This window comes from Paraburkholderia sp. RCC_158 (genome assembly GCF_041355255.1).
Lineage (GTDB): Bacteria > Pseudomonadota > Gammaproteobacteria > Burkholderiales > Burkholderiaceae > Paraburkholderia > Paraburkholderia graminis.
Window position 1 is genome coordinate 61,212 of sequence record NZ_JBFUPM010000017.1, and the last position, 14,092, is coordinate 75,303.

9 protein-coding genes are annotated in these 14,092 nt (G+C 64.0%); 5 read left to right on the forward strand and 4 right to left on the reverse strand.

Annotated elements, in window-relative coordinates; translation table 11 throughout:
• Positions 1-308 precede the first annotated feature (308 nt).
• Positions 309-5,012 carry a glutamate synthase-related protein gene (locus AB6809_RS26615; protein WP_107710636.1) on the forward strand — a complete coding sequence of 1,568 codons (4,704 nt, stop codon included), beginning with the start codon at positions 309-311 and terminating at the stop codon, positions 5,010-5,012.
• A 159-nt stretch (positions 5,013-5,171) separates the two neighbouring features.
• A complete protein-coding gene (locus AB6809_RS26620) occupies positions 5,172-6,641 on the forward strand; it encodes a glutamate synthase subunit beta (protein ID WP_371027511.1) in 1,470 nt (489 codons plus the stop codon).
• A 186-nt stretch (positions 6,642-6,827) separates the two neighbouring features.
• Here the strand turns inward: AB6809_RS26620 and AB6809_RS26625 are convergent, their stop codons facing one another.
• Both AB6809_RS26625 and AB6809_RS26630 read right to left on the reverse strand, forming a co-directional pair.
• The gene (locus AB6809_RS26625; RefSeq protein ID WP_371027512.1) at positions 6,828-8,093 is read right to left on the reverse strand and encodes a D-amino acid dehydrogenase; all 1,266 of its coding nucleotides are present in this window, start codon (positions 8,091-8,093) and stop codon (positions 6,828-6,830) included.
• Between the two features lie 67 nt (positions 8,094-8,160).
• Positions 8,161-9,420: an MFS transporter gene (locus AB6809_RS26630; RefSeq protein ID WP_006052254.1), complete on the reverse strand. Its 1,260-nt coding sequence runs from the start codon at positions 9,418-9,420 to the stop codon at positions 8,161-8,163.
• 417 nt (positions 9,421-9,837) lie between these two features.
• On the opposite strand from AB6809_RS26630, the gene AB6809_RS26635 reads away from it, so the two are divergent.
• Positions 9,838-10,722: a tyrosine-protein phosphatase gene (locus tag AB6809_RS26635; protein WP_371027513.1), complete on the forward strand. Its 885-nt coding sequence runs from the start codon at positions 9,838-9,840 to the stop codon at positions 10,720-10,722.
• A 407-nt stretch (positions 10,723-11,129) separates the two neighbouring features.
• Here AB6809_RS26635 and AB6809_RS26640 read toward each other — a convergent pair whose 3' ends face one another.
• Positions 11,130-12,476: an ATP-binding protein gene (locus AB6809_RS26640; RefSeq protein WP_371027514.1), complete on the reverse strand. Its 1,347-nt coding sequence runs from the start codon at positions 12,474-12,476 to the stop codon at positions 11,130-11,132.
• A complete protein-coding gene (locus AB6809_RS26645; RefSeq protein ID WP_006052257.1) occupies positions 12,473-13,213 on the reverse strand; it encodes a response regulator in 741 nt (246 codons plus the stop codon). Before AB6809_RS26645 ends, AB6809_RS26640 begins: the two co-directional genes overlap by 4 nt.
• A gap of 462 nt (positions 13,214-13,675) precedes the next feature.
• Here AB6809_RS26645 and AB6809_RS26650 point away from each other — a divergent pair, with 462 nt between their 5' ends.
• On the forward strand, positions 13,676-13,879 hold the full coding sequence (locus AB6809_RS26650) for a hypothetical protein (RefSeq protein WP_371027515.1): 204 nt from the start codon (positions 13,676-13,678) through the stop codon (positions 13,877-13,879).
• Positions 13,880-13,924: 45 nt separating this feature from the next.
• Complete coding sequence (locus tag AB6809_RS26655) at positions 13,925-14,092, forward strand: DUF6726 family protein (protein WP_321175810.1); 168 nt, start codon at positions 13,925-13,927, stop codon at positions 14,090-14,092.

Genomic DNA, 14,092 nt, shown 5'->3' on the forward strand with positions numbered 1-14,092 from the left:
CACGCTCGATAGGCAATCAGAATCAACGGTTTATTTTTTGAACGGCATTCGGACATGCCGTTTTATTTTGCCCACTTTCGATATGGCACCAATAAAAAGGAGCCGCAATGCACCAAATTGATAATTGGGGATCGAACGCAACGTTTTATTTGCTATTCCGTTGATTCGTCGCGTATATTCCGAATTCCGGCGTTTTTGATATGTGCAGGATGCAGCCTCAGAAGCGCCTTCGCCGTTGCGGGTGTGCACGTGCGGCAATAGAAAAAACGGTTTAACGGCCTGTCCGGCCCCTCACAGACGGTGTCCCCATGAACGATCACCAGCAACCGGTTCACCCGGTTCCCGCCGCGCAAGGGTTGTACGACCCGCAAAACGAACATGACGCCTGCGGCGTCGGCTTCGTCGCTCATATCAAGGGCAAGAAAAGCCACGAGATCATCGAGCAGGGCCTGAAGATTCTCGAGAATCTCGACCACCGCGGCGCCGTCGGCGCCGATCCGCTCATGGGCGACGGCGCGGGCATCCTGATCCAGATTCCGGACGGTTTCTATCGCGAGGAAATGGCGAGGCAAGGCGTGACCTTGCCGCCGTTCGGCGAATACGGCGTCGGCATGGTGTTCCTGCCGAAGGAACACGCGTCGCGTCTCGCGTGCGAGCAGGAACTGGAGCGCACGGTCAAGGCCGAAGGCCAGGTCGTGCTCGGCTGGCGCGATGTGCCGGTCGATCACACCATGCCGATCTCGCCCACTGTGAAGGCGAGCGAGCCGCTGATCCGCCAGATCTTCATCGGCCGCGGCAAGGACATCATGGTGACCGACGCGCTCGAGCGGAAGCTGTATGTGATCCGCAAGACCGCGAGCCACCGCATCCAGGCGCTCAAGCTCAAGCACGGCAAGGAATACTTCGTGCCGTCCATGTCGGCGCGCACGGTGGTCTACAAGGGGCTGCTGCTCGCGGGTCAGGTCGGCGTGTACTACCGCGACCTGCAAGACGAGCGCACCGTGTCGGCGCTCGCGCTCGTGCACCAGCGCTTCTCGACCAACACGTTCCCGGCGTGGGAACTGGCTCACCCGTACCGCATGATCGCCCACAACGGCGAAATCAACACGGTGAAGGGCAACGTCAACTGGCTGAACGCGCGTACCGGCGCGATCGCGTCGCACGTGCTCGGCGACGATCTGCCGAAGCTGTGGCCGCTCATCTATCCGGGCCAATCGGACACGGCATCGTTCGACAACTGCCTCGAACTGCTCGTGATGGCCGGCTATCCGCTCGTCCACGCAATGATGATGATGATCCCGGAAGCCTGGGAACAGCACACGCTGATGGACGACAACCGCCGCGCGTTCTACGAATACCACGCCGCGATGATGGAGCCGTGGGACGGCCCCGCTGCAATCGCCTTCACCGACGGCCGCCAGATCGGCGCGACGCTCGATCGTAACGGCCTGCGCCCGGCGCGCTACATCGTCACGGACGACGACCTCGTCATCATGGCGTCCGAAGCGGGCACGCTGCCTATCCCCGAGTCGAAGATCGTCAAGAAGTGGCGTCTGCAGCCGGGCAAGATGTTCCTGATCGACATGGAGCACGGCCGCATCATCGACGACAAGGAACTGAAGGACAACCTCGCGAACGCGAAGCCGTACAAGAGCTGGATCGACGCCGTGCGCATCAAGCTCGACGAGATCGAGCCGAAGGCCGAAGACGTCGCGACGGAACGCCGCGAAGCCGCCGCGTTGCTGGATCGTCAGCAGGCGTTCGGCTACACGCAGGAAGACCTCAAGTTCCTGATGGCGCCGATGGCGCAAGCCGGTGAAGAAGCCGTCGGTTCGATGGGCAACGACTCGCCGCTTGCGGTCATGTCCAACAAGAACAAGACGCTCTATCACTACTTCAAGCAGCTGTTCGCGCAAGTCACGAACCCGCCGATCGACCCGATCCGCGAAAACATGGTGATGTCGCTCGTGTCGTTCGTCGGTCCGAAGCCGAACCTGCTCGACACGAACAACATCAACCCGCCGATGCGCCTCGAAGTGTCGCAGCCGGTGCTCGACTTCAAGGACATCGCGAAGATCCGCGCGATCGATCAGTACACGGGCGGCAAGTTCAGCTCGTACGAACTGAACATCTGCTATCCGGTCGCGTGGGGCAAGGAAGGCATCGAGGCGCGCCTCGCGTCGCTGTGCGCGGAAGCCGTCGACGCCGTCAAGTCCGGCTACAACATGCTGATCGTGTCGGACCGCAAGACCGACCGCGACAACGTCGCGATCCCGGCGCTGCTGGCCACGGCCGCTATTCACACGCATCTCGTGCAGCAAGGTCTGCGCACGAGCACGGGTCTGGTCGTCGAAACCGGCTCCGCGCGTGAGACGCATCACTTCGCGCTGCTCGCGGGCTATGGCGCGGAAGCCGTGCATCCGTACCTCGCGATGGAAACGCTCGCGCAACTCGCGGCCGGCCTGAAGGGCGACCTGTCGGCGGAGAAGGCGATCTACAACTTCACGAAGGCGGTCGGCAAGGGCCTGCAGAAGGTCATGTCCAAGATGGGCATTTCGACCTACATGTCGTACACCGGCGCGCAGATTTTCGAAGCAGTCGGCCTCGCTGAAGACCTCGTGCAGAAGTACTTCAAGGGCACGTCGTCGAAGGTCGGCGGTATCGGTTTGTTCGACGTCGCCGAAGAAGCGATCCGTCTGCATCGTGACGCATTCGGCGACAACCCGGTTCTCGCGAGCATGCTCGACGCGGGCGGCGAGTACGCGTATCGCGTGCGCGGCGAAGAACACATGTGGACGCCGGATGCGATCGCCAAGCTGCAACACTCGGCGCGCAGCAACTCGTATCAGACGTACAAGGAATACGCGCATCTGATCAACGATCAGACCAAGCGTCACATGACGTTCCGCGGCCTGTTCGAATTCAAGCTCGATCCGGCCAAGGCAATTCCGCTCGACGAAGTCGAACCGGCGAAGGAAATCGTCAAGCGTTTCGCGACCGGCGCCATGTCGCTCGGCTCGATCAGCACCGAAGCGCACGCCACGCTGGCGGTCGCGATGAACCGCATCGGCGGCAAGTCGAACACGGGCGAAGGCGGCGAGGACGAAAACCGCTATCGCAACGAACTGCGCGGCATTCCGATCAAGAACGGCGACACGATGAAGTCCGTGATCGGCGACGAAGTGATCGTCGACATTCCGTTGAAGGACGGCGATTCGCTGCGCTCGAAGATCAAGCAGGTCGCATCCGGCCGCTTCGGCGTGACGGCGGAATATCTTGCGTCCGCCGATCAGATCCAGATCAAGATGGCGCAGGGCGCGAAGCCGGGCGAAGGCGGCCAGTTGCCGGGCCACAAGGTGTCCGACTACATCGGCAAGCTGCGTTATTCGGTGCCGGGCGTCGGCCTGATTTCGCCGCCGCCGCACCACGACATCTATTCGATCGAAGATCTGGCGCAGCTCATCCACGATTTGAAGAACGCGAACCCGGCGGCGAGCGTCTCGGTGAAGCTCGTGTCGGAGTCGGGCGTCGGCACGGTTGCCGCGGGTGTTGCCAAGGCGAAGGCCGATCACGTCGTGATCGCGGGCCACGACGGCGGCACGGGCGCGTCGCCGCTGTCGTCGATCAAGCACGCCGGCACGCCGTGGGAACTCGGTCTCGCCGAAACGCAGCAGACGCTGGTGCTGAACCAGTTGCGCGGCCGTATCCGCGTGCAGGCCGACGGTCAGATGAAGACTGGCCGCGACGTCGTGATCGGTGCGCTGCTCGGCGCCGACGAATTCGGCTTTGCGACGGCGCCGCTCGTCGTCGAAGGCTGCATCATGATGCGCAAGTGCCATCTGAACACGTGCCCGGTCGGCGTCGCGACGCAAGATCCGGTGCTGCGTGCGAAGTTCAAGGGCCAGCCGGAACACGTCGTGAACTTCTTCTTCTTCGTCGCTGAAGAAGCACGCGAACTCATGGCGCAACTGGGCATCCGCAAGTTCGACGACCTGATCGGCCACGCCGAATTGCTCGACATGAAGAAGGGCGTCGAGCACTGGAAGGCGAAGGGTCTCGACTTCTCGCGCGTGTTCTATCAGCCGCAAGTGCCGGCCGAAGTCGCGCGCAAGCACGTCGAACAGCAGGATCACGGTCTCGATCGCGCGCTCGATCACACGCTGATCGAGAAAGCGAAGGCGGCCATCGAGAAGGGCGAGCATGTGTCGTTCATCCAGCCGGTGCGCAACGTCAATCGTACGGTCGGCGCGATGCTGTCCGGCACGATCGCGAAGAAGTACGGCCACGACGGCTTGCCCGACGACACGATTCACATCCAGTTGAAGGGCACGGCGGGCCAGAGCTTCGGCGCGTTCCTCGCGAAGGGCATCACGCTGGATCTCGTCGGCGACGGCAACGACTACGTCGGCAAGGGTTTGTCGGGCGGGCGCATCATCATTCGCCCCACGAACGATTTCCGCGGCAAGTCGGAAGAGAACATCATCTGCGGCAACACGGTGATGTACGGCGCGATCGAAGGCGAAGCCTTCTTCCGCGGCGTGGCGGGCGAGCGTTTCTGCGTGCGTAACTCGGGCGCGACGGCGGTTGTCGAAGGCACGGGCGACCACGGCTGCGAATACATGACGGGCGGCACGGTGGTCGTGCTCGGCGAAACCGGGCGCAACTTCGCTGCCGGCATGTCGGGCGGTATCGCTTATGTGTACGACCCGGACAACACGTTCGCGGGCAAGTGCAACAAGTCGATGGTCGCACTCGATCCGGTTCTGCAGCAGGCCGAACAGGAACGCACGGTCGACCGCGGCCTGTGGCACGCCGGCACCACCGACGAAGCGCTGCTGAAGGGTCTCGTCGAGCGTCACTTCCAGTTCACGGGCTCGCCGCGTGCAAAGGCGCTGCTCGAAAACTGGGACGCGTCGCGCCGTCAATTCGTGAAGGTGTTCCCGACCGAATACAAGCGCGCGCTCGGCGAAATGGCAGCGAAGAAAGCGAACAAGGAAGTGCTCGCCGCCTGAGCGCGGATTGAGCACTGACTGAACGCTGACTAAGCGCTGACTAAGCGCCGACCGCTCCCGCACAGTAGACGTCACCTTTAGCCGTACCCGCCGCCGCTCGACAATCCGAAGCGCGGTGGGTCCAGATTACCCCTAGATACAGATAGAGAAGAGAACCACATGGGCAAGGCAACCGGTTTTCTCGAGTTCGAGCGCCGCCACGAGGCGTACGAAGCTCCGCTCACGCGTGTGAAGCACTACAAGGAATTCGTCGCGGCACTCACCGACGACGAAGCGAAGATTCAAGGCGCACGTTGCATGGACTGCGGCATCCCGTTCTGCAACAACGGCTGCCCGGTGAACAACATCATTCCGGACTTCAACGACCTGGTGTTCCATCAGGACTGGAAGACCGCGATTGAAGTGCTGCACTCCACGAACAACTTCCCGGAATTCACGGGCCGCATCTGCCCGGCGCCGTGCGAAGCAGCGTGCACGCTCGGCATCAACGACGATCCGGTCGGCATCAAGTCGCTCGAACACGCGATCATCGACAAGGCGTGGGCCGAAGGCTGGGTCGCGCCGCAGCCGCCGAAGCACAAGACCGGCAAGAAGGTCGCCGTGGTCGGTTCGGGCCCTGCTGGCCTGGCCGTCGCGCAGCAACTCGCGCGCGCGGGCCACGAGGTCACCGTGTTCGAGAAGAACGACCGCATCGGCGGCCTGCTGCGTTACGGCATTCCCGACTTCAAGCTGGAGAAGTGGCTGATCGACCGCCGCATGCGCCAGATGGAAGCGGAAGGCGTGACGTTCCGCGCCAACGTGTTCGTCGGCAAGGTGGACTCGCTGCCGCCGTACATCGGCAACACGGCGAAGGAAACCATCACGCCGGAACAGTTGAAGGAAGACTTCGACGCGGTCGTGATTGCCGGCGGTTCCGAAACGCCGCGCGATCTGCCGGTGCCCGGACGCGAGCTGGAAGGCATTCACTATGCAATGGAATTCCTGCCGCAGCAGAACAAGGTCAACGCCGGCGACAAGGTCGCGAACCAGTTGCTCGCGAAGGGCAAGCATGTGGTCGTGATCGGCGGCGGCGATACGGGCTCGGACTGCGTGGGCACGTCGAATCGTCATGGCGCGAAGAGCGTCACGCAGTTCGAACTGCTGCCGCAACCGCCGGAAGAAGAGAACAAGCCGCTCGTGTGGCCGTACTGGCCGATCAAGCTGCGCACGTCGTCGTCGCATGACGAAGGCTGCTCGCGCGATTGGGCGGTCGCCACGAAGCGCCTCGAAGGCAAGAACGGCAAGGTCGAAAAGCTGATCGCGGCACGCGTCGAATGGAAGGACGGCAAGATGGTCGAAGTGCCGGGTTCGGAGTTCGAAATGAAGGCCGACCTCGTGCTGCTCGCGATGGGCTTCACGCAGCCGGTGTCGCCGGTGCTCGAGGCGTTCGGCGTCGACAAGGATGCGCGCGGCAACGTGCGTGCTTCCACTGAGGGCGACAAGGCGTATTACACGTCGGTGGACAAGGTGTTCACGGCGGGCGATATGCGCCGCGGCCAGTCGCTGGTGGTGTGGGCGATCCGCGAAGGTCGTCAGTGCGCGCGTTCGGTCGATGCGTTCCTGATGGGTCATTCGGAACTGCCGCGTTAAACGTCTGTCTCGCCGCCAGCCAGGGTTTGCAGGAAGAGGTGGAGACGACGACAGTGCCTGCTTCGCGTTATAGCGGGCGGCACCGCTGAGAGCAGTGAGAACAAAGCCGGGCACCTGAGAAGGTGACCCGGCTTTTTAACGTGCGGTTTCTGCGTGCCTTAGTGCCTTAAATTGCGCAGAGGCTAGCTACTTCCCATAACGCGCCAGCGTCAGCCCGTCCAGATCGATCTCCGGTTCGCGCTGCGTGATCAGATCCGCGACGACACGCGCCGAGCCCATCGACATCGCCCAGCCCGTCGAGCCGTGGCCGAGGTTGAGCCATAGGTTGCCGATGCCCGAAGGCCCGAGCAACGGTGCGCCGTCGGGCGTCATCGGGCGGCGGCCGACCCAGAAATGCGCGGACGTCGGCGCCGCGGCGTGCGGAAACCAGTCGGCCAGCACTTTCATCAGCGTCTGCAACGCCTGCTCGCGCAGCGTCGCGTCGCGGTTGCCGAGTTCCGCCGTGCCGGCCACCCGCAGGTTGTCGCCGAAACGCGTGATCGCCGTCTTCAGCGATTCGTCCATGAGCGCGGCGCGCGGGGCCTTTTCGTCGTCGATCACAGGCAGCGTCGCCGAATAGCCTTTCACCGGATAGAGCGGCACCTTCACGCCAAGCGGCGCGAGCAACGCCGCACTGTCGACACCAAGCGCCACCACCACGCCGTCGGCCGGCACCGCCTCCGTGCCGCGCTCGCTTTCGACACGCACCGCGCGCACGACGCCGCCTTCCACGTCGAGCGATGTCACGCGCGTGTCGAAGCGAAAGCGCACGCCATGACGTTCGCAGATGGCGCGGAGTTCACGCGTGAAGCGCGCGCAGTCGCCGGCTTCGTCGTCGGGAAGATGGACGCCCGACACCGGCGTCGCGCGTGCCCAGCGCAGGCCCGGCTCGATGTCGACGCATTGCGCGGCGCTCACTTCCCGATAGGCGATGCCCGCGTCGCGCAGCACCGCGAGCGCCGGCTGCGCGAGTTCGACGTCGTACTCGCTGCGAAAGAGTTGCAGGTAGTCTTGGCTGCGGCCGTAATCGAACGGATGACGGCTGCGGAATTCGCGCAGACACTCGCGGCTGTAGTAAGCGATGCGCTGCATCCGCTGCTTGTTGACGCGAAAGCGCTCGAGCTCGCATTCGCGCAGCCAGCGCGCGATCCAGCGCCATTGAGCCGGGTCCAGCGTCGGCCGGAAAATCAGTGGCGAAGCGGGCTTGAACAGGTATTTGAGAATCTTGGCCGGCATGCCGGGCGCGGCCCACGGCGTCACATAGCCGGGCGCGATCACGCCCGCGTTGCCGAAGCTCGTGGCGAGCGCAACGTCCGGCTCGCGTTCGATCAGCGTCACCTCGCAGCCTTGATGGCGCAGGTAGAAGGCGGTGGCGACGCCGATCACGCCGCCTCCGAGAACAATCGTTTTCATGTGCTGTTATCAGGCAAATCAGCGGCAACGTCGGGTTGCAACTCAGGCCGCAACTCAGGCCGCCATGTCATGCAGCAGGATGCGCCGCGCCGAGCACCTTGCCCTTCGTCTCAGGCAGGCACAAAGCGGCGACGATCACGAGCAGATAACCCGAACCGGCGACAATCCCCATCGCCTTCACGAGCGACATGCCCTGCGAAAGCGTGCCGACGAGAATCGGAAAGAACGAGCCGAAGCCGCGCCCCAGGTTGTAGCAGAAGCCCTGGCCCGATCCACGAATCGCATTCGGATACAGCTCCGACAGATACGCGCCCACGCCGGCGAAAATCCCTTGCACGACGATGCCGAGCGGAAAGCCGAGCGCGAGCATCATGCCATCGGTGATCGGCAGCATCGTGTAGATCATGCCGAGCACGAACGAGCCGATCGCGAACAGGATGAAGGACGCGCGCCGGCCGATCTTGTCGCACAGAATCGCGCCGACGATATAACCGGTGAACGAGCCGACAATCAGCACGATCAGATAGCCGCTCGTGTTGAACACCGACAGATGGCGCACAGTCTTCAGATAGGTCGGCAGCCAGGTGGTAATCGCGTAATAGCCGCCGAGCATGCCGGTGCATAACGCGCTGCCGAGCAGCGTCGTGCGCAGATGAGGCAGCGAGAAAATCTGCAGGAAATGCGCGGTCTCCAGGCCGCTGTCGCGCGCACGGCGCGTCTCGAGATAAATGTCCGGGTCGCTGACGTTGCGGCGAATGTAGATGATCCACGCCGCGGGCAGGAGGCCGATCCAGAAACAGGCGCGCCACGCGACTTGCTCCGGCAGCAACGCAAAGAACGCCCAATAGACGATGGCCGCGGCCGCCCAGCCGAACGACCAGCTGCTCTGCACGGTCCCGACGGCTTTCGCTCGATGCTGCGGCGAGCGTATCGTCTCGGCCATCATGATCGTGACCACTGACCATTCACCGCCGAAGCCGATGCCTTGTAGCGTGCGTGTCGCGAGCAGTTGCCAGAACGAATGCGTGAAGCCGGACAGAAACGTGAACAGCGCGAAAGTCGCGATGGTCCATTGCAGCACGCGGATGCGGCCGTAGCGGTCGGCCAGAATGCCGGCAAGCCATCCGCCGAGCGCCGATGAAATCAGCGAACTCGTCGCGATCATGCCCGCTTCGCTTTTGCTCATGCCCCACGTCGCGATCAGCGTTGGAATCAGGAACGAGTAGATCATGAAGTCGAACGCGTCGACCGCGTAGCCGCCGAAACCCGCGTAGAGCGTGCGGCGTTCCCGCTGCGTCAATTCGGTGAACCATTGGAGAGAAGGCATGTTTGTTGTGTTCTCCTGGGCTTTTCTTGTGTGCGTGCGGCTCGAGGGGAGGTCTTTGCATTCTACGGGGCGAGGCGTCGTGCGGCCACTTGTGGTCAAAATTGGCAGCAGACGGTAAGCAGGGAGTAAGCAGCCGACAGGAGACGAAATGCCTAGGAGAATGGCTTAAGAAGCGCTTTTTCGCGCGTGATTGCAGCGGGCATATCGGAAGCGCGCGCGGCACGGGCAAAGACCAAGCTGACCGTTGCTTACGAACTAATACGTCGTAACCAAAAAAATATTGGAAACGTTAAACTGCGCCCGCAGCGCTCAGGCTGCACTTTTTTTACTCACCTCGCGCATGACACATCAGATCGCCTAATGCCCGCCACCGCGAAAACCTGTCCGGCAACTCGCCGCCACCTTGTTCCCCCGGCCATGCCCGCGCACTCGCTGGCGGCATGCGCGTCGCGACGGACGTTCCTGAAGCGCTCCGCCAGCGTGCTGCTGGTGTCCGGCGTGGGCAGCTCGCTGCTCTCCGCATGCGGCGGCGGCCTCGGCGACGAGCAGGGCGACACGCCGCGGCTTGCATCGGTGGACAATTTCCGCGATGTCGCGGGCGCTGCGGCCGGCTATCCGACCGTCGACGGCAAGAAGATGCGGCGCGGCCTCTTTTTCCGCGCGAACGTGCTGACGCTGAGCGTGGCCGATCAGACGGAAATGGAGCGGCTCGGCATTGCGAGCGTCTACGATTTGCGCACGCCGGGCGAGGTGGAACGAACCGCCGACATCGTTCCTCGCGGCGCGGTTTCGCAAACGCTCGATGTGCTCGGTGTGCGCGACTTCACGCCGCCGCCTTTCGATTCAGCCGCTGGCGCGACCGCGTTCATGGAGTCGCAGGCGCGCGGCTATGTGACCGGCGCGGCGCAGCGGGCGAACTTCGGCGCGCTGCTGCGCCAGCTCGCGGACGGCACGGGCCCGCAGCTCTTTCATTCCAACGCGGGTAAGGATCGCGCCGGCTGGGTTGCGGCGCTGCTGCAGAGCATCGCGAATGTGCCGCTCGATGTGATTATGCAGGACTATCTGCTGAGCAACGTCTACCGCGCGCAGGCCATCAGGTCGCTGAAGGAAACATTGCGCGCGCAGGACGGCGACGCGCTCGCCGCGATTCAGGAACCGTTGCTCGGCGTGCAGGAGAGTTTTCTGCAGGCTGGCTTCGATCAGGTGCAGACGAGCTACGGCACGATGACGCGCTATCTGACTGACGGGCTTGGCGTATCGGAGGCGGCTATCGAGAGCTTGCGGAGCCGGCTGGTTGTTTGATGTGGCGGCGAGGGAGCGGGTTAGGCGCGTGGGCTGAACGGGCTAGCTGAAAACAGCGGCTGAAGATGCGCGCCGAACGCGCGGGCCGAACGCGCACGCCAAACACGCAGGCCAAGCACGCAGGCCGAACGCGCAGGCCGAACGTGCAGGCCAAACACGCAGGCCAAACACGCAGGCCAAACACGCAGGCCAAACACGCAGGCCAAAACACGCAGGCCGAACACGCAGTCAAAAAAAATCCGCCCCGGATACGCGGGCGGACTGAGAGGGCGGCATCGAGGTTGCCGGGGTCGACTATAAGGCCCGCGATCATGCGTTAGCCGATGCGGTAAGGCAGCGTAAGCGCGCGCCTTGCGCCGCGCCGCGCAGTGCGATCACGACCGCTACCGCTACCGCGAGCCCACCTGTCACGCCGACGCCGACGCCGACGCCGCCACCATCGCCACCGGCAACTCAATACACACTTCCAGCCCACCCTCGGCGTGATTGCGCACGTGGCAACGTCCGCCGCGATCGTGCGCGAGCCGCGCGACAATCGCGAGACCGAGACCGCAATGGCCTTCACCTCCGCGCGCGGCGTCGAGCCTCACGAACGGCTTCATCGCGGCGGCAATGCGGTCGTCGGGAATGCCCGCGCCATGATCCCGCACGCTGATGACCCAATGTCCGTCGCTGCGTGCGGTGCGGATATCGACGGGCGGCGCGCCATGCTCGAGTGCGTTATCGACGAGGTTGGTCGCCAGCCGGTCGAGCAGCGTGCGCGGCAGCGTGAACGACGCGCCGGCACGCAGATCCAGCGCGAACAGCCGGGCTTCGCCGCCCGCGTCCTGCGAGCCCGAGCCATCGACGGCGCCGTCGGTCGTGCAGTCACCTACACCGTCACTATCCGAAAACTGCTCGCGCAGGAATTCATCGACCTGAACCGGCGGACCGGCATCGGCGGATTGACCGGCGAACTCAAGAAACTGCTGGACAATGTTAGTCAGCGAATCGACATCGCGAATCAGGCCGGCACGTTCGCTTTCCGCGACCAGCACGCTCGCGCGCAGCTTCAGGCGCGTGAGCGGCGCTTTCAGGTCGTGCGCGACGCCGGCGAGCATGACCGCCTGGTCGTCGCCGGCCTCGTTCAGGCGCCGCATCATGTCGTTGAACGAGCCGATCAGCTCGCGCAGTTCGCGCGGGCCTTGCACCGTCACGGGTTCCGGCCGGCCGCCCGAACCGAAGACGCGCGCGGCGTCGGCGACGCGCGACAGCGGACGCTGCATCTGCCACACCGCGAACAACGACAGGATCAACGCGGCGGCCAGCATCGAAATGGCTTCGATCAGAAAGCGCGGCGGCGGCGGCAGATCGACCGGCAGCACGACCCAGTTCGACTTGCCCGGAAACAGCACCCACAGTTGCGGCGGACGCAGATCGTCGACGGCAATCTGGGTGCCTGGCGGAAGCGTCTCACGCAGATGCTGCGTCAACTGGACAACCAGGTGCTCGGTGGGTTCGCGCAGGTGGACGCTCGGCGGCATGTTCCAGGTCGGAACCAGATGCACGCGCATGGCCGGCGCGAGCGCGGCGCCCTTGATCGGCTCGCCGTTGATGGCCTGAAGCGCCAGCACGACGCCGCGCGCAAAGCCGTCGATCTCATGGCGCGGCGGCTGCATCACCACCAGCACGAACCAGCCGGCCTGAATCGCCAACAGCACCGCCGTCGAAAGCAACGCCATTCTGCCGAACAGCGTGTTCAGCGGGTTTCTCATGCGTTCGAGGCGGCCTCGTCGGAGAAAGGTGTGCCGTCGGCGTCGGGGACGAAAACATAGCCCTTGCCGCGCACCGTTTGCACGTAGCACGGATTGGACGGATCGTCCTCGATCACGCGCCGCAGACGCCAGATCGGCACGTCGAGGCTGCGATCGCGGAAGGCGAGGTTGTCGCGATGCACGAGGTCGTGAATCAGCACACGCGATAACACCTTGTACGGGTTGTTGACGAAGATCTTCAGTAGCGCGAACTCACTGTCGCGCAACGGCAGCTTCGTATCGGCGCGCGACAGCGAGCGTGTGGCGAAATCCAGTTCGAACGGGCCGAACCTGTACGGCTTGCGGGCTTCCGGCGCGCTCGTGGTCGACGGCCCGCGGCGCCGCAGCACCGTGTGGATGCGCGCGAGCAGTTCGCGCGGATCGAAGGGCTTGGTCAGATAGTCGTCCGCGCCGAGCGACAGCCCGACGATGCGGTCGGCCACCGTGCCGCGCGCCGTCACGAAGATCACCGGAATGTCGTCGCCAGCGGCGCGCAGCGCGGTGAGCGCGCGCAGGCCGTCGGTGTTCGGCATCATGATGTCGAGCACGACGACCGACGGCCGTTCGCGCTCGAGCCGGCGCTGGAGATGGGTGCCGTCATGCAGCACCGACGCGTCAAAGCCGTTCGACTGCAAGAACTTGCAAAGCAGATCGCGTACGACCGGATCGTCGTCGACGATAAGGACCTGTGGATTCATGGCGAAATTCTAGACCGGCGCGCGCGACGCGCGGCCGACTGTTTTCTTACCAATGCTTACCCGATGCGGTGCGAGTTTTTCGGCGCGATTCTGGCGCAATTGGGCGCAATGTCCGCACACGCGAGCGTAAGGCCCGTCAACCAAGGTTCACAGCATATTTCAGCACTGCCGCTTCTGGCAACGCGGGCGCGCGTGCGGGCTCGCATTCGATGTGCGCACGCGGTATTTCTCGAAACAGTTTGCGCACAACGGCAAGTGCCGGAAAGCACTCGCAACGCGTCGTAAGCACCGTCGAAAAGCGCGCTTTTCTTCGTGCATCGGCGAGGCGTGGGCGGCGAGATGATTCGTCCTGCGATACGTCGCGCCGCACGCCGGCAGAGCTTCAGGCTCTCATCCGGCGCACGCGGTGCGCGACCGACATCTTGCCAAACCCAGCCCAACCAGCGCCATGCGAGGCTCATCATGACTGTTCCCAGTAACCTCAATTCCACCCATTTTTCTTCGATTGCGCCCACCAAGGCGACGGAAAAGCCGGCGTCCAACGGCAGTTCCGCAGCGACAAGCGGGAGCGGCAGCGGCAACGCGCAAGCCAAGGGCTCGGCGACTCAGCCGCAGCCGTCGGTGCCCGCGGGCCTCGTCGGCCATCACGTCAACACGACCGCCTGACGTACCGAGGCGCGCGTGTCGACATCAATAATTTCCGGGCGCCTCGTGCGCGCCGCTGCGTGGCTCGCGCTCGGCGCGGCGCTGTTGCCGCTCGACGGCTGCGCCGTTGCGGCGCTGCCTTGCCGGCTCACGTCGGCGACGCTGAAGATCATCCCGGTCGTCGGCCATGCGGCGGCCACGCCGTTCGACATCTGCTCATCCGCGATCGATTGA